Source organism: Streptomyces sp. NPDC048506, from assembly GCF_040651315.1.
Classification (GTDB): Bacteria; Actinomycetota; Actinomycetes; order Streptomycetales; family Streptomycetaceae; genus Streptomyces.
Genome location: NZ_JBEZIX010000064.1, coordinates 1 through 20,984 on the forward strand (window position 1 = coordinate 1; position 20,984 = coordinate 20,984).

The following is a 20,984-nucleotide window of genomic DNA, read 5'->3' on the forward strand; positions in this document are numbered from 1 at the left end:
CCGACGAGACCACCCTGCCCACCGAACTCACCGCATAGCCTCAAAACGAGATCACCGAGTGGCCGTCGATACACCACTCCAGCGGACGTGACCCGTCCGCCACCCGTCGGCCCCGAGTCACCTTGGACACCACGTAACCAAACCGGACAGTCCGCGAGAACGACGCGACCGTGGCGACGGCGCCCCAGTGGTCCCCGGGATCCAGTCCTGACAACCAACCTTCATACCGAGATCAGTTGCGGGACATCCCTTGGGTAGCGGGGCGGGGCGGGCAACCGGCCCGGCCGGGGGCGTCCCGGCGCCGGTCCGTTGTCAGTGGTGGCTGTCAGACTCGGACGCACGACGATGATCAGGACGGACCAGAAGGGCGGGCCATGACCGACCGCGCCACTCCCCAGCACTTCGCACCGCGGCTGACCGGCGACACCCGCACCGCGCCACCCTCGCTCGGCGGTGAGCGGGAGACGCTCACCGCGGTGCTGGACTGGCACCGCGCCACCTTTGCGCTCAAGTGCGACGATCTGCCGCCGGACCGGCTGTCCGAGCGCGCGGTGCCGCCCTCCGGGCTCTCGCTGCACGGGTTGGTACGGCACCTGGCGGGGGTCGAACGCTGGTGGTTCCGCATCCAGTTCGCCGGTGAGTCCCTCCCCCTCCTCCACTACTCCGACGACGATCCCGACCAGGACTTCGACTCCCTGGACGGTGACGTCGACGAGGCCTTCGCGGTCTGGCGGGCGGAGTGCGAGCGGTCCCGGCAGATCACGGCCGCCGCCGGCTCCCTGGACGAGACGGGAATACGCCGGCGCACCGGTGAACCGATCTCCCTGCGCCGCATCCTGATCGACATGATCGCCGAGTACGCCCGGCACATCGGTCACGCGGACCTGCTGCGGGAGCGCCTCGACGGCGCCACCGGCTTCTGAGGGGACCTCGTCTCTCCGCAGGTCAGAACGGTTCCACCGGGGCGGTGGGATATCGTGGTGCGGAGCTGGTGGGCAGAGGGAAGGCGGATCGCAGTGGAGCCTGACCACGTGGACGAGATCATCTCGGCGTGGCGGCGGGAGCTGCCCGAAATCGCCGGCCTGCCCCTGGAACTGGCCAAGCGCAGCGCCCTGTTGGTCTCGGCGTTCGACACCGCCGCGGGTGTCGAGCTGGAGAAGCTGGGGCTGACCCAGGCCGAGTACGGCGTGCTCGCCACCCTGCGGCGGATCGGTGCCCCGTACCGCCTCAAGCCGACCGACCTCACCCATGCGCTGCTGCTGTCGTCCGGCGGCACCAGCAATGTCGTCAAGCGCCTGGTCGCCGCCGGGTACGTCACCCGCGCGGCGGCCGAGGACGATGCCCGCAGCAGCTGGGTGCAGTTGACCCCGCTCGGGGTGGAGACGGCCGAGGCGGCGGTGCGCGCCACGACCGCCGTGCACGCCCGGCTTGTCGACCGCATTCCGCAGCGCACCGCCAAGGCCCTCAGCGAGCAGCTCCGCATCGCCCTCGCCGCCATCGAGGAGGGCGTACTGATCCGCCGCTGAGCCGGCAGGTCAGCCCGCGGGCCGGCCGTCGGTCATCCTGGCGCGCAGCTCCTCCGCCCGCGCGAGCAGCCCGGGCAGTCCGGCGTGCAGCAACCGGCCGGCGCGTTTGAGGATCCGCCCGTCGACGATCACGGTGTCCACATCGGCGCGGTCCATCGCGGACACCACGGCCGCGACGGGGTCGTACACCGGTGCCACACCGGGACGGTCGGTCCGCAGCACGATCAGATCGGCCTGCTTGCCCGGGGTGAGCGAACCCGTGCGGTCGGCGAGGCCGAGGGTCTCGGCGCCGCCGATGGTCGCGAACTCCAGGACCTGCCGCGCCGTGAGCAGCGGCGCCGCAGGGTCCGCGTGCCCCTGCAACACGGCGAACCGTCCGACCTGGAGCGCCGCTCGCATCTGCGTGAACATATCGCTCGGCGCGGCGACTTCGACGTCCACGCTGAGGCCCGGCCGCAGCCCGGCGGTCGCCGCGGCGGCGAACGGGGGCAGCCCGTGCCCCATGGTCATCTCGATGGCCGGCGCGATGGACAGCGCTCCTCCGCTGTCGCGGACGAGCTCCAGTTCGCCCGCCGCCATGCCGGTGCCGTGGATGAACACGGTCCCGGGGCGCAGTACGCCCAGGCGGCGCAGTCGGGACACCGGGCTGCCGCCCCGGACGTGCAGTGCGGTGGGCAGGTCCAGCTCATCGGCCAGCGCCCCGTTGCGGCGGGTGGCGTCGTCGCTCCCGGCCTCGGCGTTGAGGGCCATGGTGACCAGGGCGTCCTTGGTGTGCAGCCGGCGGGAGCGGACCCGGCGGGCGTCGCCCGCCGTGCCGTGGCCGTAGGCGAAGACGCTGCGCAGTCCGGAGCCGGTGAGCGCATCGAGCAGGGCGTCGGTGTGCTCCTCGGTGGGCTTGGCGACGTTGGAGACGTCCTGGACGGTGGTCACCCCGGCGTCCAGTGCCCCCAGCGCGCTCAGCAGGTTGCCCAAGTTCAGGTCGTCGGCGGTGAGCCGGGGCGCCTGGGTGTGCAGGACGGTCGTGAAGTACTGGGCGAGGGTCTGGTCGGCGCCGCTGCCGCGCAGCGCCGCCTGCCACATGTGCCGGTGGGTGTCGATGAAGCCGGGGAGCACCAGGCACCCGTGGGCGTCGATCCGTTCGTGCACGCCGTCGGCGTCGATGGCCGGGCGGATCTCGCTGATCCGGCCGCCCTCCACCAGCACGTCGGCGGTGGGCAGTTCACCGAGGGCCGGGTCCATGGTGAGGACCCGGCCGCCGGTGACGAGCAGGCGGGTGGGGGTCATGCGGCGCCCCACCCCTGGGGCGGTTCGAGGCGGCCCATCTGGAGGTTCCAGTACTCGGTGTTGCGCCGGCAGCGGCCGTCGGGGGCGAAGAGCAGGACGTTGGTCTCCAGGAGGGTGATCCAGTGGTCGCCGTCCGGGTTGAGCGCGGGGGCCCGCAGGGTGACCCAGAGTTCGACGGCCGCCCGGTCGCCGGTGACGACCGGGGTGCCGTGGCGGCCGGTCATCTCGCTCTGGCCGGCGGTGATCTCGCGCCAGTAGCGCCCGATCTCGTCCCGGCCGCGGAAGGTCTGCGCGGGCACGCCGGGCACCGCCTCGTAGACGGCATCGGGGGTGAACAGCCGGACGGCGGCGGTGTCGTTCTTGGTCCGCCAGGCGTCCAGGTAGGCCACGGTCCAGCAGCTGACGGCGCCGGCGGTGAGCCGGCCGGTGCGGTCGGCGGCCAGCGCGGCGGTCGGGGCCGCGGCGGCCAGCGGCAGCGCGGCGATGCCGGCCCGGAGCAGGGCGCGTCGGTGGGTGCGGGCAGTCACGGGTGCGATGGGCCTTCCTGGAGGCGGACGGAGAATTCGATGCCGTCTCCCAGTGGAAGCTGCTGGGAGAGGTAGCCGTTGCCGGCGGTGCGGACGTGGTCGAGGAATTCCGGTGGCAGCATCGGCAGGTTGTCGGAGACGATCAGGGCCCCGGCCCGGAGGCGCGGTTCGAGCATCGTCAGGACCGGGAGGTAGAGCTCTTTCCACCCGTCGAGCAGCACCAGGTCGGCCGGGCCGGGAAGGTCGGCGAGCCGCTCTCGGGCATCGCCGGTCCTGATCTCGGCGTAGTCGGCGAGTCCGGCGTGCTCCAGGTGCCCGCGGGCCCGGTCGGCCTTTTCCGGGTGCAGCTCCGAACCGATGACCAGGCCGCCGCCGTTGTCGCGGAGCGCCGCCGCGGCGTAGAGCGTCGAGGCGCCGAAGGAGGTGCCGAACTCCACGACGAGTGCCGGGCGTTGGCCCCGGACGAGCTGGTAGAGGAAGGTGCCGACCTGCGGGTGCACCGGCAGCGCGGCCTGCGAGCAGAGCTCGGCGGCCTGTTCGGCGGTGGGCGGCTGCGGCCAGTCGGCGGCGGTGGCGTAGGCGCGCTGCATCACGTCGGGGTCGGTGTGCTCGGCGGTCTGGGCGATGTCGTCCAGGACGGCGCGGACCCGCTCGTCGTCGAGGCCGGTGGCTGCGGTCCCGGTCATCCCTGCGACCTCCCGCTCCGTACGGCGGTCAGCAGCGCCGGGTCGAGGTAGCTCTGGGCGTTGTAGACGGTCCGGTCGGTGTCGAGGATCTCGCGACGGCCGTGCATCACCCGGGTGTTGTCGATGAGCGCCACATCGCCGTCCTGCCAGTCGAGTTCCTCGGTCAGCTCGGCGGTGAGCCGGCGGAACTCGGCGAGCAGCAGATCGGGGATCTCGGTCCCGTCGGCGAAGGTGATGCGGGGTGCCTCGTAGTTGTACGAGGGGCCGAAGACGCTGTTGGCCCAGGCGGGCCGGCTGCCGAAGAGCGTCGGTCGGACGGCACCGGTGCGGTAGGCGTAGTGGAGGGAGCCGTCGTCGTTCAGCTGGAGGGTGGTGGACACGTTGCCGCCCACCAGCTCCTTCATATCGGCGAAGGTGACGTCGTCGGGGTCCTTGCGGCCTTCCACCTGGTGGCAGACGAACGCCTTCCACTTGGGTTCCTCGACGCGGCGGCTGTACATGATGTCCTTGGTGCCGAAGACCTCGCGGGCGGTGTCGCCGGCCGCGTCCCAGACGCGGTAGCCGTCGCACACGGTGGTCTGGGACCCGCTGGCAGCGGCCTTCTCGCACAGGAACCAGGTGAGGTCGGGGCCGAAGGGGCTGTTGCCGTTCTCCAGGTGCAGGCCGACCGCGCCGGTGCCGGCGTCCACCTTCTGGGCGACCTCCCCGCCGTGGAAGGAGCGCGCGGGGTCGAGGGTGATCCGGCTGGAGTGCGCCTTCACGAAGGAGGTGAACTCCACGAGGTCGGTACGGAAGCCCCGGAAGAGCAGGAAGCCGGCGTCGGCGAGGAGGCCGGTGATCCATGCGGGGTCGAGGGCGCCGAGCGAGGTGTCGTCGGCGGGCAGGACGAGCCGGCCGGTGGCGGCGCCGTAGGGCCGGACGTCGGCGATCGCGGTCATGCGTCAGCTCCTTGGTGGTCGTACAGCGTTCCGTTGGCGAGGGCGGTGCGGACGGCCTCCCGCATCGGCCTTCCGGTGACGGTGAAGTACCTGGGGTAGAGGCGTGCATCGGCGAGGAAGTGCGGTACGGCGACCCGTTCCACCGCGGAGAGGTGGGCTTCGCCGAACTCCCGGACGGCTACCGCGGCGGCGGCGATGTCGGTGGTCTCCTCGACCAGGAACAGCCCGTGCAGGGCGTCGAGTCCGTCGCCGACCACGGCGACCGCGCGGACGAACGGCAGCTGGACGTACTGGGCCTCGACCCATTCGGGGGCGACATTGCGGCCGGCCGCGGTGATGATGACGTTCTTCTTGCGTCCGGTGATGGTGATGAAGCCGTCCCGGTCGATCCGGGCCAGGTCGCCGGTGTGCAACCAGCCGTCGGCGTCGAGGACGAGGCTGGAGGGGTCGTTGCGGGTGTACCCGGCAAACAACGACGAGCTGGTGACCAGGAGTTCGCCGTCGTCGGCGGTGCGGACCCGGACGTGCGGCAGCGGGCGGCCGACGGTGCCGAGGCGGCGTGCGGCGGGGGTGTTCCAGCTGACCACGGAGCTGTTCTCGGACAGCCCGTACCCCTCGTGGACGGGCAGCCCGTGGGCGTCCAGGCGACGGAGCAGATCGGGGTGGACCGGAGCCCCGCCACAGCAGATGAGCGGCGCCTCCGGGGTACCGAACAGCACCTGCGCTAACCGGAGTTGATCGCCCACGGCCCGGTCCGCGGCGGCAGCGAAGGCGTCGACCAGTGCGGGGGTGGCGACCAGTGCGGTCGGCCGGGCCGCCGCCACGTACGGCAGGCAGTCGCCGGCGGCCCCCGCCGCCGTGCCGACCAGCGCCTTGCCGGGCGGCATCAGCACCAGCGTCCCGCCGTCGAGCAGCACCATGTACAGACCGGTGACCTGTTCGATGAGCAGGCTGAACGGCACGACGGAGAGGTAGCGGGCGAAGGCCCCGGGAGGCATCACCGCCCGCAGGGAGCCGAGCAGTTCGCCCATGGCCCGGGCACGGATCCGGACGCCCTTGGGGCGCGAGGTCGTACCGGAGGTGTGGATGGCCTTGCACTCCCAGTCCGCGGGGTCGGTGCCGGCCGGCGGCAGCGCGAGCGGCGCCGACGGGACGGGGCCGTCCACGGACAGCGGCAGTACGGTGCACCCCGGGCCGAGGACCCGGCTCCTCCCCCACTCCGCCAGACGCGCCTCTCCGGCGGTGTCCACCAGGCACAGGTCGGTCTCCTCCAGCAGGCCGGCGGCCTGTTCGGCGGAGAAGGCCAGCGGGACCGGAACCTCGATGGCGCGCGCCACGATCAACGCGAGGTCGGCGACCACGAACTCGGGGGTGTTGCCGCAGATCACGCCGATGCGCAGGGGGTGGCCGGGGTCGGCCGCGCCGCCGATCCGCCGGGCCAGGTCGGCCGCCCGGCGCAGCACCTCCTGGTAGGTGAGCGTGCGCGCCGGGGCCCCGTCCTCGCCCAGCACCTCGATCAGCGGACGCCGCGACTCGCCGAGCCGGGCCAGGGTCTCCTCAATGACCCGCATGGCCGGCCACCTCCATGGCGCTGATGCTGAGTTGGAGGTCGGTGACCGAGTAGCGCCCGGTGGCGGCGGAGAAGAGCCGGTCCAGTGCGTTCAGGGGGATGACGCCGACCTGTGGTTCGTGGTCGTAGTACGAGCCCCAGTGCGCCGCCTCGGCGGGCGGCAGCCGGCGCGGATCGGCGGGAGCGAACGGCTCGAAGCGGATGCCGGTGCGGTCCAGCGTGGTGACCAGGCGGCGGGTGACGGTGCACAGGATGTACTCCATCCCCAGGCACCAGGCGACGATCGGGGTGGCTCTGATCAGCTCCCGGCCGACCGCGGTCCGGCGGGTGGCCAGTGCCCCCACCTCCACCACCCGCCGGCGGTCCACCGAGACACCGAGGTGGGCCAGGGCGGCGTCCTCGATGCCGGTGCCGAGGTAGCGCTCGGAGAACAGCGCCTGGTCCCGGCCGAAGGTCAGCCCCGCGCAGGCCAGTGGCGCGGCGGGCTGCTCGGTCGGCCCGCCGGCGGAGCGGGCGACGATGAACGAGTCGGGCCGGGGCGCCACATCGGCGCCGTATGCCTGGGCGTACACCTCACGCGCGAGGTCCGCGGCCATCTGCCATGAGTCGGTCGATCGGTGTGCCAGATCGATCTGCATGGTGCTCCCCCCTTCCGCGGCGGTCGGCGTTACTTGGTGCCGACGACCAGAGAGACGGATGAGGGCAGCACGATCCGCTCGACGGTGGTCAGGCCCGCGTCGGTGAGCCAGCCGGAGATCTCCGGCAGGCTGTAGGTGCGGTCGCCCGAGCAGGCGTACATGGCCAGGGAGAACGCGGCGTTGTGCGGGTCGAGTTGCGCACCGCGGACGTCTTCGAGGACCACGATCCGGCCGCCGGGCCGCAGGGCACCGGCCGCCCGGGCTATCAGGTCCCGGTTCTCGGCGTCCGTGTGGTTGTGCACGATCTCGAAGAGGAACACCACGTCGTATCCGCTGCCGAGGTCACCGCTGAGGAAGCTGCCGCGCTCCAGGGTGATCCGGTCGGCGAGGCCGGCCTGTTCGATCGCGGTCCCGGTGTCGGCGAGCGCCTCGGGGAGGTCGAGGATCGTCGCGGAGAGCTCGGGGTGCCGACGGCACATCGCGATGGAGTGCAGGCCGTGCGAACCTCCCAGGTCGAGCAGGCGCCGGGCCTCGTCGGGCAGCGGTACGGCATCGACGATGGCATCGACGGTCAGCCGGGACTTGACCCGCATGTAGGCGGCGAAGTCCCGCCCGGCCTCGGGGTTGTCGGCCCAGCGCTCCCAGAGGGACTGCGCGGGCTTGCCGTCCCGTACGGCCTGCGGGAGATCCCACAGGACGTTGGTGAGTTCGTACGCCCACAGCAGCGCCGGGGTGAAGTCGTACTCGGCGTCCTTGCCCAGCCAGCGTTCGGCCAGCGGGCCGTTGCGGTAGCGGCCGTCCTCCAGGGTGAGCCACCCCAGGACGGCGGCCACGTCGGCGACGGCGCGGGTGCCGTCGGTGCTGGCGCCGATCGCCGCGGCCAGCTCGTCGAGGGTCTTGGGGCCGTCTTCTTCCAGGGCGGTGAAGATGCCCAGCTTGGCCGCCGTGGTCAGCGCCGCGTAGCGGATGGTGGAGCCGATCACCTCGTCGATCGGGTTGCCCGCCAGCTCGGCGTCGGTGGTGGTCTGGAACATGGCTGATCTCCTCGTTGGATGGCAGGACGGACGACCGCGTGGGCGCACGCGGCCGGAAGCGCCGAGCCCGCGAGGGTCCGCGGGCACGGTGCAGGGGTGTGGGGGGCTGCCGAACGGAGGCGCCTCACCGACCCGGAAGGACGGGGGTCCGGTGTGCCGGCAGCGGACGGCTGCGGCACGACGCCATGGCTCCCGGGAACGGGAGCTGGGAGAACATCAGTCGACGTGCCGCGGGGCGCGTCGTTGGGGACGGTTGCGGACGGAGGCGGTGGCGTCCGCCGCGCAGGGGTCCACCGGTTTGGCCGGTTCACCGGGGCGCGCGGGCGGGCCGCCTCGCGGGCTCCGCACCCGAGCGACCGGCGGAGGGTTCGCCTGCGCGTCGAACCGTGCGGCGGGTCACCGGCCGGAGGCGCGGCGGGGACGGCCTGGCGGAAGGGTCAGGGGCGGCGGCACCGACCTGTCGGCCGCCGTCAACCACCCACCCCTGACCTGCTGTTGTTCCGCACCGCCCGAACATACGCCTCCGCTGGGGCGGCCGGAGATCAGCTGGAGACGTCCTCCAGCTCCACCGCCGCGCGGCCGGCGCGGTGGATGTGGGCGGTCTCGGCGATCCGCCGGCCGAGCGCCTCCGCGGTACGCAGGTCACTGGCGCCGGGCGTGACGTCGGGTCCTTCGTCGTTGTTCGACTGGGACATCGCGCCCAGCCAGCTGCCGAGTCGGTTGATGTCCTCGGGGCTGCCGGCGGAGGTGTTCCAGCCGCCGTACTCGGCCAGGCCGACCCAGATCATGCCGTGCTGGGCGGCGAACAGGGCGAGGTCGATAAGGGCGTTGAGCTTGTCCCCCGCCATGTTGCCGCTGTTGGTGAAGCCGCCGGCGATCTTGTTCTTCCAGCGCATGTTGTCGCCCCAGACCTTGCTGGTGGCCTCGACGAAGGTGCGGAAGACGGCGCTGCTGCCACCCATGTAGGTCGGCGTCCCGAAGATGATGGCGTCGGACTCCTGCAAGGTGTCCCAGAGTTCGTCGTTCAGCTCGGCAAGGGAGACCAGGCGTACGCGGGTGTCGGGCACCTTCTCCGCGCCGGCCGCCACGGCCGCCGCCTGCTTGGCGGTGTGGCCGTATCCGCTGTGGTAAGCGACGGCAACGTTGATCTGCATTTTTCTCCCCCACCCGGGACCGATTCCATGGTTTATCTTTCACTAAAGCTGTTCAGAAAGCTTTAGGCGCTGGGTACGCTATCCAGACCCACACCCCCAAGGCAAGCACCTCCGGCCAACACCCCGAAAAGAACAGGTAAACGAGCAGACCGGACACTTCACCACCGAGGGGGCGTCAGCTTCGACCACCCCACCCCGCACCGCAACGTGACCCACCTCACACACGGCGCTGTCATACGGCGACGTCCCCGTGTCCGTGTACGGGGCGACGGGCCCGCAAGGGGCCCGAACGCTACGGGGAAAGGAAGACACGTGCGTAACAGGCGCATTCTGACCACCGCACTCGCTGCGGCCGCGCTCACGGTCGTCGGACTGGGCGGCGCCGCTCAGGCCAACGCCACCACCGGGGAGCAGGCCGTGGAGCCGATCGCCTCCCACGCGCAGCACCAGGTCAAGCCGATGGACGGCCCGCCCGGAACGGTGTGGACCGGCAAGAAGTTCTGGACCCTCAGCGGATGCCAGGCGGCCGGTACCGACCTGGTCGCCAGCGGGAAGTGGGCCGATCCCTTCTGCGACGGCTCGGGCCTGATGTGGGACCTGTGGGCCCGTCCGCTGTAAATCCCTCGACAGCTCTCTCACGGCTGCCGGGACGTGGCCGGTAGTCCCGGGTAGCCGTCCCCACAAGGCAGTTCGCCCCCGCACGGATCCGCGGCCGTGCGGGGGCGACCGCCGTCCGGCGTCGGTTCAGCCGCTCGCTCGGCGACCGTCCGTCATCAGATGCTCCACCGTCCGGACGATACGTTCCAGTAGCGCTTCGTCGTAGGGCAGGAACGGCAGGGGCGCGGCCTGCCGGCCCGTCGGCAGGTCGACCTCGACCGGATCACCACCGCAGGTCACCCGACCGGTGGCGAGATGGATGGCGTAGCCGTCCATACGCAGATGCCGGTCCCCCACGTCGATCCGGCCGGAGGCGAGGTGATCGGCGAGGATACGGCGCAGTGCCGCACGGCGTATGCGTGCGGTGCGTCCGAGCGGCTGACGGTAGAGGCGGTCCAACTGCTCCCGATTGTCGTGCGCATGGGTGTCGCACCAGGCGAAGCCGGCGGTGCTGACGAGGAGGTCGACGGCGCGAAGGGCCTCCGACAGCCGGACTTCATCGACCTCCGGCAGCGGCTGGGGGCTTCCGTCGCCGCGGTGGAGGGCGACCTGCTGGGCCTCCGCCCAGCCCGCGGCGCCCGGATGGAGCCTTCCGGCCATGCCGAAGCGGACCGTCATCCCGCCCAGTGGCAGGGTGAGTTCATCGTCGTCGATGGTCCATCCCTCGCGCACGGCCAGACCGAGGACCGCTTCCAGACGCAGCAGATGGCCGTGGAACATGTCGGTGGCGTGGCCGGTCTCCGGGGGCCGGTAGTGCTCCCGGTAGGCCTGGCGGAAGGGTTGGCGCAGTCGTCTTTCCTCGATCAGGTCCCGCCAGAACTCCCGATCGGCGGGGGTGGCGCGGGCCGGATGCCAGAGGCGTACCGCAGCGGACGGATCGGGCTCGGGACCGCCCGGGGGACCCGCCGCGGGGAGCACCGCGCGCCAGTCCCCGGGGGCCTGCTCCACCTCCCAGATGAGGCGGCGGGCCGTGCCGCGAGCCACCGGGTGGTCGACGAGGGCGTCGCGCCAGCGGCCGTACCGGAGGACGGTGCCCTCGCGATAGCCGCCTTCCAACCCACGTACCAGGGTGCGGAGTTGGTTACGAGCCTTCCCCAACAGTCCGCGGATCGCGGCGACTTCCTCGGGGTGGTCCCGGCGCGCGGCGGCCGGGAGGGACTTCAGGGCCCGGCCGTCGGCGCGCTCCCAGGCCAGGGTGGCCTCCTCGGCCACCGCGAGCACCGCGGTGTACTCGCCGCAGGGGATGCGCTGCATGCCGTCCGGGCCGAAGCCGAGGTCCGGGAGGCGGAGCGCGCTCTCCGGGCGCCGGGCAAGGTTGCGTTCGGCGCGGCGCAGCGCCCGGTCCAGTTTCTTGGTGACGCCGGCGTGCCGGACGACCCGGCGGGCCTCGCGGAGCGCGGCGACGGATTCGGGGGTGGGCCAGGCCTCCACGGCCTGGGCGAGGGCGATACAGGCGCTCTGCGAGGGCAGGGTCCTGGCGCTGGTCGGCGCCACCGCGAGCTGCGGCAACAGGGTGGCGAACGACTCGCCGGCCCAGGGTTCGTCGCGTCGCAGGGCCAACCGGGCGGCGCGCCACAGGGTGTCCACGTCGGGCGCGGTGAAGGCCTTGTCGGCGACGTAGGGCACACGGCCGGTGTGGAGGGCGGTGAGGCGGTCGGCGGCGATGTCCAGGGCACGGTGGGCCAGCTCGGCGAGGAGCACCTCGGTCGGCTGCGCGACGGTGGCGTCCGTGAGCCGCGGCCAGTCGCCGGTCATCGGCGCGTACCGCTGCTCCTCGGCGAGCAGCGCCCGTTCCCGGGGGCCCGTCGCCAGCACCACCTCGATCTCCGCGAGCCGCAACGGGCTGTCCGCGTACACGGCACGCAGCCGTGTGACCAGCTCCTCCTCGGCCGCCGGTCCGGCCAGCGCGGCCACGGCCAACGCGGCATCGGCCAGTGCGGCGTCGGCGAGTTGGTCCGACCGCCGCCACCCGGCCGCCTGCACCAGGACCTCCGCGTACTCCGCCAGGGCCGCCCCGTCCCACGGCTCGGTGCAGCGCAGCAACCCGCCCGCCGCGTACCGGACGTCGGTGGACCTCGCCGACCCGGCCAGCGCGGCGTAGAGGTCCGTGAGCGTGGCGGCCGTGAAGGACGGCTGCACCGCGCTCCAGGTCAACTCACGGGCCACCCGGCGGGCGTGGACGGGGGCCTGCTCGTCGGCGAGGGTGCGGTAGGCGGTGGGGAGCAGCGCGCCCAGTTCCCGCGACGTGAGCCGTGCGCAGGCGGCCCACGTCCCGCCGGACCACTCGGCGTCCTGCCGTGGTCCGGCCATCGCGGCCCGCAACTGCGCGGCGTGCGGTGACAGTTCTTCCATGGCCACCGACCGTAGCGGCAGGGTCTGACAATGCGGTACGACCAGGCACGACGGGCCCGCCTCCGCGCGTCCCAGGTGACGCACGGGCACCGCCCACCGCCTGGCCCCGGCGTCAAGAACCCGTTGGTCCAACCGCGGACGCACCTCTACTCTGGCGTCGCTCCACTCACTCATCGGCGTGTAGCTCAGCAGCAGAGCACCGGGCTTGGTACCCGGAGGGCGCGGGGGCAGCACCCGCCACGCCGGCTTATGAACGACGACGCTGAGCAGCAGCCTCTCCCCGGCAGCCCGCCGTACCCGACGGGCGCGCCCTACGCCCACGGCCAGTTGGCCAAGGCTTTCCGGACCGCCCTGACGCATCACGACGGCGCCACCCGCAGCCGCGCCGAGGACCGGGTCCGCCGCTGGCGGGACGTCCTCGCGGGCCTGGCCGACGGGCGGCTGACGGTCGGCTCCCGTACACCGGTGGCCGGACTTCCGGCCTGGGTGACCCCGGAGGTCGTCCGGGGCGGCTTCGCCACGGGGGCGGCCGCCGCCGGTGGCCCCCTCCAGCCGTACGAGCGGGACGCGGCGCGCCGGGCGGGCGTGCCGGCTGACCGACGCGCCCTCTTCCTGCACTTCCTCGGCGACACCGGGCTGGCCGAGCTGTCCGCGCTGCTGGACGACGGGCACTACGAGGTGGCCGTGCCCGAGGAGGCCGCCCTGCTCACCGTCGCCTGGCTGGTGCGCAACGGCCACCTGACCGAGGCCGCGGAACTGGTCGCCGTGCTGGAGCCGTTCGCCGGCCGGCTGCGGTTCGCTCCCCGGCCGGCCGCGGCGCCCGCGCCGGACGTCTCCGTGGTGCACCGCCGGACGGTCGCCGACGCCGGCCGGGCCCTGGAGCGGCGGCGGCCCCGAGCGGCCGTCGAGGCACAGCGGGAGGCGCTCACGGTCTGGCAGCCGTTCGCCGACGAGCTGCTCGCCCACTGGCTGGAGACCGCGGTGGACGGCCGGGTGCTCGACCGCGCCCCGGATCAGGGGTGGTACCGACGCGGAGCGGCACTGCTGGACCGCTATCGGATGCTGGCGGCCGCGCACACCCGCTGCGGCAAGCACCGCAACCCCAAGGAGAACGTGGGCATCCTGCGCGGCGCCCTGGAGGAGACAGTCGCCGGGCGACCGCTCGGTCCGCGCCGGCTGGGTCTGCTGCGGCACGCCACCCCGTCCATGGTGCGGCGGCGCGGTGCGCCGGGCTCCGAGCAGCACACGGCGCTGCGCGGGCGGCAGGCGGCCCAGGCGGCACTGCCGTCCCACCACGCCCTGGCGCAGCTGGTGTTGCGCCGGCTCGGCGACCTGCCCCAGGGCCAGGGCGTGACCGAGGTCGCCCCGCTGGTCGTCCCCGTGACCGAGGAGGAGCATCGGGAGACCGGCCTGCCGGTGGGCGCCGCGATCCCGCCGGCGATCCGCCGGGTCGTCGAGGGCACGCTCAGCGCTCCGATCGGCACGCTGATCGAGCGCGGCGTGGTCCCGTCGGCCGAGGTCCTGGCCGAGCTGGTGCCACAACTGGTCGCCGCGACGACCGCGCAGGCCTACGCCGATCCGGCGCTGCGAGCCCTGATGGCCGCGCACTACCGGGCGTTCCGCAACCGCCGCTCCCTGCTGCTGCTCGACCTTCAGCAGCAGGTACGGGCCGAGGAGCTGCCGTGGGTACGGGCGGTGGCCGGGCAGCGGGGCGAGGACGCGGCCCGGGACGGGGCGGCGGCCGCGCTGCGGCAGCTCGGCGAGCTCGCCGTGCAGGGGTTTCCGGGAACGCTGCTGCCCAACCCGCTGGTCCGGGAACTGGGCGTGCTCGCCCGCCAGGCGGACCTGGGCGCCCCGTTGGTCGAGGAGCTGGCCGCGGACATCTTCATGGGCACCTTCTCCCGGAAGTTCCTCACCGCGGCCAGGATCGCCGGGGAGCTGCTGGGCGGCACGCTCTACGCGCGCTACTACGGCATCGACTACGCGGCTCTGCGCAACCTCGCGGTCGTGGAGACGGGCACCGCGCTGACCCGCGGCTACCAGCCGCGGACGTCCCCGGGCTTCGCCACGCTGTGCGGCACCCGGGCCGGGGCGTCCACGTCCCACTCGGTGGCGGCGAACGGCATGGTGATCGAGCAGGGCCAGATCCTCACCTCCCACAACCTGGCCACCCTGGTGCACCGCGTCGGCATCGCCCCGGCGCCCGGATGGGCCGACCTGGCACGCCGCTGCTTCCGTACGGTGTGCCGGCTGACGGCACGGGTGCACCACGACCCGCGCCCGTTGGTCACCATCAAGGACGCGGCGTACGCCTGGCGGCAGTTGGTGTTCCATCTGTCGCTGTGCACGTCCGAGGAGCAGGCCCAGGTGCTCGCCTGGATGGACGAGGAGACGGCGCAGCATCCGACGCATGTCGCCGCCCGGCTCGCCCCGGCCCTGGCGGGACTGCGACTGGTCGCCGCCGGCGGCGACTTCGCCCCGGACGGCACCGCGCTGGCCGGTCGGGCGCGCCGCTTCCTCGGCTGGGGCACCGAACGGCACTGGCTGCGCGAGCCCCCCGTTGCCCTACCGCGGCCACGCGGCTCGGCACGGACCGCACAGCGCCGGACAACCGGATACCCCACCGGACGCCCGGATCCGGGGGTGCGGTGAGCGGGCACGGCCTACTCTCATGTCATGCTCACCACCACGCTCGCCTTCGCCGGAGTCGCCGCGCTGATCAACGTCACACCGGGGCTGGACACCCTGCTCGTGGTGCGGACGTCCATCGCCCACGGCCGCGGCGGCGGACGCGCCGCCGCGCTGGGCATCGTCACCGGCTGCCTCGTCTGGGGCCTGGCGACCGCCGTCGGACTGACGGCGCTGCTCACCGCCTCCCGGCTGGCCTACGACACCCTGCGCATCGGTGGTGCCCTGTATCTGGCGTGGCTGGGTGCGACGGCCCTGTGGCGGGCCGGTCAACGGACCGCGTCCCCTGAGGAGTCGAGCGCCCAGGGCGCGACCACCAGTGTGCCGGCCGCCGCAACCGCGAGCGCACCGACCGCCACCACACCCACCGCGGACGCACCGACCGCGGGCGCCATGGGTCGCGCCTTCCGTGCCGGGCTCGGCACCAACCTGCTGAACCCCAAGGCCGGCGTCTTCTACATGAGCCTGATCCCGCAGTTCCTGCCCGAGGGCGCACCGGTCTTCGGTAGCACCCTCCTGCTCACCGCGATCGACGTCGTCGAGCTGGCGATCTGGTACTGGCTGGTCTCCGGCGCCGCCTCCGTCTTCGGCGCCCGGACCCGGCGCCCGTCCTTCCGGCGCCGCATGGAACAGGTCAGCGGCCTCGCCTTCCTCGGCTTCGCCGCCCACCTCGCGCTGGCCGACCGGGCCTGACGCACCCACCGACCGCGCCCCGGCGGCCGGAACGGCTGCCGCAGCGGGCCGCCCTAGGACGTGCGCTGCGCGTCGGCCGCGCGCCCGTGGAAGGCGGCGCGGTACGCCTGCGGCGTGGTGCCCACGACGCGACGGAACCGCTCCCGGAACGCGGTGGGAGAGCCGAACCCGGCCTGATGGGCGATCCGTTCGACCGGATGGTCGCTGTTCTCCAGGAGGTACTGCGCACGCCGGACCCGGGCCCGCAGCACCCATTGCAGCGGGGTGGTGCCCATCTGCTCGCGGAAGCGACGGCTGAACGTGCGCCCGCTCATCCCCGAGCGCTGGGCCATGGCGTCCAGGGTGAGGTCCCGTCCGAGGTTGTCCTCGATCCAGGCCAGCACCGGCTGGAGGGCGGATCCCTGCGGCACCGGCGGCCGCTCGTGGACGATGAACTGGGCCTGGCCGCCCTCGCGTTCCAGCGGCATGACGGACATCCGCGCGGCATCGGCGGCGACCGCGGAGCCGAGGTCCCGGCGGACCATGTGCAGGCACAGGTCCAGGCCGGCCGCCGCGCCGGCCGAGGTGAGGATCTGGCCGTTGTCGACGTAGAGCACATCGGGCTGCACATCGACGCGCGGGAACCGCCGGGCGAGTTCATCGGCCGCGACCCAGTGGGTGGTGGCCCGGAGCCCGTCCAGCAGTCCGGCCGCGGCCAGGATGAAGGCGCCCACGCACACCGACGCGATGCGGGTGCCGGCCGCCGCGGCGGCGCGCAGCGCGTCCAGGACCTCGTCCGGCGGGGGCGGCGCCTGTTCCGCACAGCCAGGGACGATGATCGTGTCCGCGTCCGCCAGCGCCTCCAGCCCCCACGGGGCGCGCAGCGCGAAGGGCTCGGCCGCCACCTCGGGTGTGGGGGCGCAGACTCGGACGCGGTAGGGGCGGCGCCCGTCCGGCAGCCGGGTGCGCCCGAACACCTCGATGGGCGCCGCCATGTCGAACGCCACCACGTGGTCCAGGACCAGCACCGCCACCGTATGCATGAACAACACGATAGCCGGATTCCCGCCAGATGAACGTACGCCAGATTGGCGCCCCTTCCCCTCGCGCCTCCCCTTACGTCAACCGCAAGACTCCCGACTGCGCAGGTCACGTGGCATGGTCGGAGCCGCTGGCGAGAATCCGTTGAAGGTTGTCATTTTTGCCCATGGGGAGCCGGTGATCTCCGGCCTAGCGTGGCTGTCACGGCGCCGACCGCGACGACCAACCGTCCGCACGGTGCCGCACGCGACGTGCGCACGAGGAACCCGCACCCGGACCCCGCGCACGGACCCCGCGCCCACCGACTCCGCACGAAGGAGAGACCGCCGATGCTCGCCCAGTTCGTCCTGTTCGATGGATTCGATCCGCTGGATGTGATCGCTCCCTACGAGGTCCTGTACGCGGCCGGAATGCTCACCGAGGGGGCGGTCCGGGTCGAGCTGGTGACGGCCGAGGGGCCCCGCGAGGTCCTGAGCAGCCTTCCGCCGCTGAGCCTCCGGGCCACCGCCGCGCTGGCCCCCGAGCGGGCCGACGTGATCATCCTGCCGGGCGCCGCCGGTGACCCGCGGTCCCCCGAGGAGCTGGGGGAGCAGGAGCGGGACGCGACGATCGGGTCCGTCCTGCGCCGGGCCCTGGACACCGATCTGCCACGGCTGGCCGAGGAGGCGCTGGAGCGGCCGGACACCCTCGTCGCCACGGTCTGCGGCGGTTCGCTGCTCCTCGCCCTGGCCGGCCTCATCAAGGGGCGGCCGGCCGCCACGCACGCCAGCGGTCTGGGGCTGCTGGAAGCCGCCGGGGCCCGGCCCGTCGACGCCCGGGTGGTCGACGACGGCGATCTGATCACCGGCGCCGGTGTCACGTCCGGGCTGGATCTCGCGCTCCACCTCGTCGAGCGCGAGATCGGCCCCCAGGTGGCACACGCCGTCGAGCGGCTCTTCGCCCATGAGCGGCGCGGCATCGTCTGGGCCGACCGCGGTACCGCCCCCTCCCACACGTTCTGACCGCGCCCTCCGAGACGATGACGAAGATCCTGCTCTCCCTCCACGTCCTGGCCGCCATCATCGCCGTCGGCCCGGTCACCGTCGCCGCCAGCATGTTCCCCGCCGCCGTCCGCCGGGCCCCGGTCGACGGCGGCGGCACCGGGGTGCTCACCGTGCGCCTGCTGCACCGCATCTGCCGCGTCTACGCCGGAGTCGGCCTGGCCGTCCCGGTGTTCGGCTTCGCCACCGCCGGCAGCATGGGTGTCCTGCGCGACGTCTGGCTCATCACCTCGATCCTGCTCACCGCGGCGGCGGCCGGCGTCCTGGCCCTGCTGGTGCTGCCCCGTCAGCAGGCGCTCCTGGAGCGGCTCGCCGCACCCGCCGACGCCGCGCCCGAGCCCGTAGCACACCGGGCCACCGCCCAACTCGCCATGCTCACCGGCATCTTCAATCTGCTCTGGGCCGTGGTGACCGTCTTGATGATCGTCCGTCCGGGCTCGACGACAGGAGCATGACCGTGCCGACCACCCGACGCCCCCTGCGGATCGCCGCGCTGGCCGAACTGGCCTCCCTCGTCGTCCTGTTGGCGAACCTCGCCACCGCGCACCTGCCCACGGTCTCCGCACTCGCCGGCCCCATCCACGGCTGCGCCTACCTGTTCACCGTCGTCGCCGTCGCACGCGACCCCCGGCGCACCGCGTCCGCCCTCACGCTGTCGCTGCTGCCGGGCCTCGGCGGCATGCTCGCGCTGCGCCGGCTCGGCGTGCTCACCCCAGTGCCCGGTCGAGGTTGAATGCCGCGCTGATCAACGCCAAGTGGGTGAAGGCCTGGGGGAAGTTGCCGATCTGTTCACCGGTGCGGCCGATCTCCTCGGCGAAGAGCCCGAGGTGGTTGCCGTAGGTGAGCATCTTCTCGAAGGCCAACCGGGCCTCGTCCACCCGGCCGGCGCGGGAGAGGGCCTCGACGTACCAGAAGGAGCAGATCGAGAAGGTGCCCTCCTCGCCGCGCAGACCGTCCGGGCTGCTGCTCGGGTCGTAGCGGTAGACCAGGGAGTCGGACACCAGGTCCTCGCCCAGGGCGTCGAGCGTGGCGAGCCATTTCGGATCGGTGGGCGAGATGAACTTGGCGAGCGGCATCATCAGCACGGCGGCGTCGAGCAGGTCACCGCCCTCGTGCTGGACGAACGCCCTGCGCTCCGCGGACCAGCCTCGCTCCATGATCCGCCGGTAGATCGCATCGCGGGCCCGGGACCAGCGGAGCATGTCCGCCGGCAGACCCCGGTGCGTGGCGATCCGCATCGCCCGTTCGATGGCGACCCAGCACATCAACTGCGAGTACAGGAAGTGCTGGATCTTTCCGCGAGTCTCCCAGATGCCTTCGTCCGGCTGGTCCCAGTTGTCGCAGACCCAGTCGACCAGCCTGCCGATGGTGTCCCAGCTCTCGCTGGACAGCGGCTCCCCCCATTTGTCGTAGAGGTAGAGGGAGTCGATGAGGGCGCCGTAGATGTCGAGCTGGAGCTGGTTGACCGCGTCGTTGCCGACCCTGACCGGGGCCGAGCCCAAATGGCCTTCCAGATGGGTCAGTTCGCTCTCGGGCAGTTCGCTGCGGCCGTCGATGCCGTACATGATCTGCAACGGAGCGCCGGGTCCGGACGTGCAGTCGGTGCAGATGATGTCGGAGAGGAACCGCACGAAGGCCTTGGCCTCGTCGGTGAATCCGAGCCGGAGCAGCGCATAGATGCAGAACGCCGCGTCCCGCACCCACGCGTAGCGGTAGTCCCAGTTGCGCTCGCCGCCGATCTGCTCGGGCAGGCTGGTCGTGGGCGCGGCCACGATGGCACCGGTCGGCGCGTACGTCAGGAGCTTGAGGGTGAGCGCGGAGCGGTGGACCATCTCCCGCCAGCGCCCGCGGTAGCGGGACTGCGACAGCCAGCGGCGCCAGTACCGCACCGTGGCGCCGAACAGCTCCTCCGCCTCCAGCACCGCACAGGCCCTCGGCTGCACCCCGTCGCCGATCCGGTCGAGCGCGAAGACCGCCGCCTCGCCCTCCCCCAGCTTGAAGGAGGACCAGGCGTCCGGACCGTCGATCTCGACCGGGACGCTGGCGGTCAGCGCCAGCGAGAGGTCCGGCGAGCGGAAGACCGTGTGGCCCTGCTGGGTGCTGACGGTGTGCGCCTGCCGGCCGTAGTCGAACCGGGGCGCCACCCGGGCGGTGAAGGGGAGCGCTCCGCGGACGCACAACACCCGGCGGATCAGCCGGTGGCGGTCGGCCTCGCGCGAGTCGTCGACGATCGGCATGAAGTCCTGTACCTCACCGACTCCCCCGTCCGCGAAGAACCGGGTGATCAGGATGTTGGTGTCGGGGAAGTAGAACTGCTTCGTCCGCGCCGGTACGTCCGGGGCGAGTGTGAAGGCCCCTCCGCGGTCGGCGTCCAGGATCGCCGCGAAGACGCTGGGGGCGTCGAAGCGCCTACAGCAGTACCAGTCGATGGTTCCGTTCGTCCCGACGAGCGCAGCGGTACGCATGTCGCCGATCAGGCCGTGCTCGGCGATCGGCAGGTAACGGGGCGCGTCCGCCACGCTGGGACGGAGGCTCTCGCACGAGGCCATGGAAAACCTCCCCTACCAGGGCAGGAGCAATGGGTTCAGGTTACCTCCATCGGGCGGGCGGGGCCCGGTCAGAAATCCAGCTCCACGTAGTCGATGTCGGTGAACTCCACCAGCAGCCCGTCGGCCCGCCGCCCCTGGTCCTTGAAGTAGATCTCCTGGAGGCCCTCGGCGGCGATGTCCTGAAGCTGCCGTTCGGTGGCGCCCACGGTCTGGGCGTCGAAGAGACGGGCGGCGTAGGCGGGCGGCAGATGCTGGGTGATCCGCCGGACGCGGCCGTCGTCGGTGGTGCCGGGGGCGGCGGTGAAACCGAATCGGGCGCGGGTCTCGATGGTGATCCCGCCGGTGGTGGCCGCGTGCTTCTTGGCCCGCTCGCGCACCCTGGGCTGCCACCGCCTGCGGACCTCGCGCTCTATCCGGGCGGCGAGGTCCTTGCGGGGCCGCTTGATCTGCGCCTTGACGTAGCGCTCGACGGTGCGCTGGGAGACGCCCAGCAGTTCGGCCACGGCCCTGGTGGAGCCCTTCTCCGACCTCACCAGGAACCGCATCTGGGCGGGGCCGGACTTCGGGATGGGGCGGGTGGCGGTGTGCTCGGCGGCCTTGTCGAGGCTGTCCTGGATGATCCCCATGG

At 72.7% G+C, this 20,984-nt stretch carries 20 protein-coding genes and 1 tRNA gene; 9 read left to right on the plus strand and 12 right to left on the minus strand.

What is annotated here, in order from left to right:
- Positions 1-374: 374 nt before the first annotated feature.
- Both AB0C96_RS36760 and AB0C96_RS36765 read left to right on the plus strand, forming a co-directional pair.
- Positions 375-923: a DinB family protein gene (locus tag AB0C96_RS36760; RefSeq protein ID WP_362923802.1), complete on the plus strand. Its 549-nt coding sequence runs from the start codon at positions 375-377 to the stop codon at positions 921-923.
- A gap of 108 nt (positions 924-1,031) precedes the next feature.
- On the plus strand, positions 1,032-1,526 hold the full coding sequence (locus tag AB0C96_RS36765; protein WP_362923804.1) for a MarR family transcriptional regulator: 495 nt from the start codon (positions 1,032-1,034) through the stop codon (positions 1,524-1,526).
- A 9-nt stretch (positions 1,527-1,535) separates the two neighbouring features.
- Here the strand turns inward: AB0C96_RS36765 and AB0C96_RS36770 are convergent, their stop codons facing one another.
- The 8 genes from AB0C96_RS36770 to AB0C96_RS36805 form a co-directional block, all read right to left on the minus strand.
- Complete coding sequence (locus AB0C96_RS36770; protein WP_362923806.1) at positions 1,536-2,810, minus strand: amidohydrolase family protein; 1,275 nt, start codon at positions 2,808-2,810, stop codon at positions 1,536-1,538.
- Positions 2,807-3,337, minus strand: coding sequence for a nuclear transport factor 2 family protein (locus AB0C96_RS36775; protein ID WP_362923808.1), 531 nt, complete (start codon positions 3,335-3,337; stop codon positions 2,807-2,809). Before AB0C96_RS36775 ends, AB0C96_RS36770 begins: the two co-directional genes overlap by 4 nt.
- On the minus strand, positions 3,334-4,023 hold the full coding sequence (locus AB0C96_RS36780; protein ID WP_362923809.1) for a class I SAM-dependent methyltransferase: 690 nt from the start codon (positions 4,021-4,023) through the stop codon (positions 3,334-3,336). The genes AB0C96_RS36775 and AB0C96_RS36780 overlap by 4 nt, the downstream gene beginning before the upstream one ends.
- A complete protein-coding gene (locus AB0C96_RS36785) occupies positions 4,020-4,961 on the minus strand; it encodes a TauD/TfdA family dioxygenase (RefSeq protein ID WP_362923811.1) in 942 nt (313 codons plus the stop codon). The genes AB0C96_RS36780 and AB0C96_RS36785 overlap by 4 nt, the downstream gene beginning before the upstream one ends.
- Positions 4,958-6,532 carry an AMP-binding protein gene (locus tag AB0C96_RS36790; protein ID WP_362923813.1) on the minus strand — a complete coding sequence of 525 codons (1,575 nt, stop codon included), beginning with the start codon at positions 6,530-6,532 and terminating at the stop codon, positions 4,958-4,960. Before AB0C96_RS36790 ends, AB0C96_RS36785 begins: the two co-directional genes overlap by 4 nt.
- Positions 6,519-7,169 carry a thermostable hemolysin gene (locus AB0C96_RS36795; protein WP_362923814.1) on the minus strand — a complete coding sequence of 217 codons (651 nt, stop codon included), beginning with the start codon at positions 7,167-7,169 and terminating at the stop codon, positions 6,519-6,521. The genes AB0C96_RS36790 and AB0C96_RS36795 overlap by 14 nt, the downstream gene beginning before the upstream one ends.
- Before the next feature lie 29 nt (positions 7,170-7,198).
- On the minus strand, positions 7,199-8,203 hold the full coding sequence (locus tag AB0C96_RS36800) for a methyltransferase (protein ID WP_362923816.1): 1,005 nt from the start codon (positions 8,201-8,203) through the stop codon (positions 7,199-7,201).
- Positions 8,204-8,745: 542 nt separating this feature from the next.
- Positions 8,746-9,357: a flavodoxin family protein gene (locus AB0C96_RS36805; RefSeq protein WP_362923818.1), complete on the minus strand. Its 612-nt coding sequence runs from the start codon at positions 9,355-9,357 to the stop codon at positions 8,746-8,748.
- Between the two features lie 312 nt (positions 9,358-9,669).
- Here AB0C96_RS36805 and AB0C96_RS36810 point away from each other — a divergent pair, with 312 nt between their 5' ends.
- Entirely contained in the window at positions 9,670-9,975 is a 306-nt protein-coding gene (locus AB0C96_RS36810; RefSeq protein WP_362923819.1) for a hypothetical protein, read from the plus strand.
- 126 nt (positions 9,976-10,101) lie between these two features.
- Here AB0C96_RS36810 and AB0C96_RS36815 read toward each other — a convergent pair whose 3' ends face one another.
- Entirely contained in the window at positions 10,102-12,366 is a 2,265-nt protein-coding gene (locus AB0C96_RS36815) for a DUF4132 domain-containing protein (protein WP_362923821.1), read from the minus strand.
- A gap of 174 nt (positions 12,367-12,540) precedes the next feature.
- Between AB0C96_RS36815 and AB0C96_RS36820 the strand changes: the two genes are divergently transcribed.
- The 3 genes from AB0C96_RS36820 (at position 12,541) to AB0C96_RS36830 (ending at position 15,747) form a co-directional block, all read left to right on the plus strand.
- Positions 12,541-12,612, plus strand: a tRNA-Pro gene (locus AB0C96_RS36820).
- Positions 12,613-12,615: 3 nt separating this feature from the next.
- A complete protein-coding gene (locus tag AB0C96_RS36825) occupies positions 12,616-15,018 on the plus strand; it encodes a hypothetical protein (protein WP_362923823.1) in 2,403 nt (800 codons plus the stop codon).
- Between the two features lie 24 nt (positions 15,019-15,042).
- The gene (locus AB0C96_RS36830) at positions 15,043-15,747 is read left to right on the plus strand and encodes a LysE family translocator (RefSeq protein ID WP_362923825.1); all 705 of its coding nucleotides are present in this window, start codon (positions 15,043-15,045) and stop codon (positions 15,745-15,747) included.
- Positions 15,748-15,800: 53 nt separating this feature from the next.
- Here the strand turns inward: AB0C96_RS36830 and AB0C96_RS36835 are convergent, their stop codons facing one another.
- Positions 15,801-16,769 carry a helix-turn-helix domain-containing protein gene (locus AB0C96_RS36835; RefSeq protein WP_362923826.1) on the minus strand — a complete coding sequence of 323 codons (969 nt, stop codon included), beginning with the start codon at positions 16,767-16,769 and terminating at the stop codon, positions 15,801-15,803.
- Positions 16,770-17,096: 327 nt separating this feature from the next.
- Here AB0C96_RS36835 and AB0C96_RS36840 point away from each other — a divergent pair, with 327 nt between their 5' ends.
- Genes AB0C96_RS36840 through AB0C96_RS36850 form a run of 3 tightly spaced genes read left to right on the plus strand, consistent with a single transcriptional unit; the run spans position 17,097 to position 18,540 of the window.
- Positions 17,097-17,768: a DJ-1/PfpI family protein gene (locus AB0C96_RS36840; protein ID WP_362923828.1), complete on the plus strand. Its 672-nt coding sequence runs from the start codon at positions 17,097-17,099 to the stop codon at positions 17,766-17,768.
- 17 nt (positions 17,769-17,785) lie between these two features.
- Positions 17,786-18,262: a hypothetical protein gene (locus AB0C96_RS36845; RefSeq protein WP_362923830.1), complete on the plus strand. Its 477-nt coding sequence runs from the start codon at positions 17,786-17,788 to the stop codon at positions 18,260-18,262.
- Entirely contained in the window at positions 18,259-18,540 is a 282-nt protein-coding gene (locus AB0C96_RS36850) for a DUF3817 domain-containing protein (RefSeq protein WP_362923832.1), read from the plus strand. The genes AB0C96_RS36845 and AB0C96_RS36850 overlap by 4 nt, the downstream gene beginning before the upstream one ends.
- Here the strand turns inward: AB0C96_RS36850 and AB0C96_RS36855 are convergent.
- Together AB0C96_RS36855 and AB0C96_RS36860 are read right to left on the minus strand one after the other, a co-directional pair.
- On the minus strand, positions 18,515-20,356 hold the full coding sequence (locus AB0C96_RS36855) for a glycoside hydrolase family 15 protein (RefSeq protein ID WP_362923834.1): 1,842 nt from the start codon (positions 20,354-20,356) through the stop codon (positions 18,515-18,517). The two genes, AB0C96_RS36850 and AB0C96_RS36855, sit on opposite strands and share 26 nt — an antisense overlap.
- Before the next feature lie 68 nt (positions 20,357-20,424).
- Positions 20,425-20,982, minus strand: a complete 558-nt coding sequence (locus AB0C96_RS36860) for an XRE family transcriptional regulator (RefSeq protein WP_362923835.1) — start codon at positions 20,980-20,982, stop codon at positions 20,425-20,427.
- Positions 20,983-20,984 lie beyond the last annotated feature (2 nt).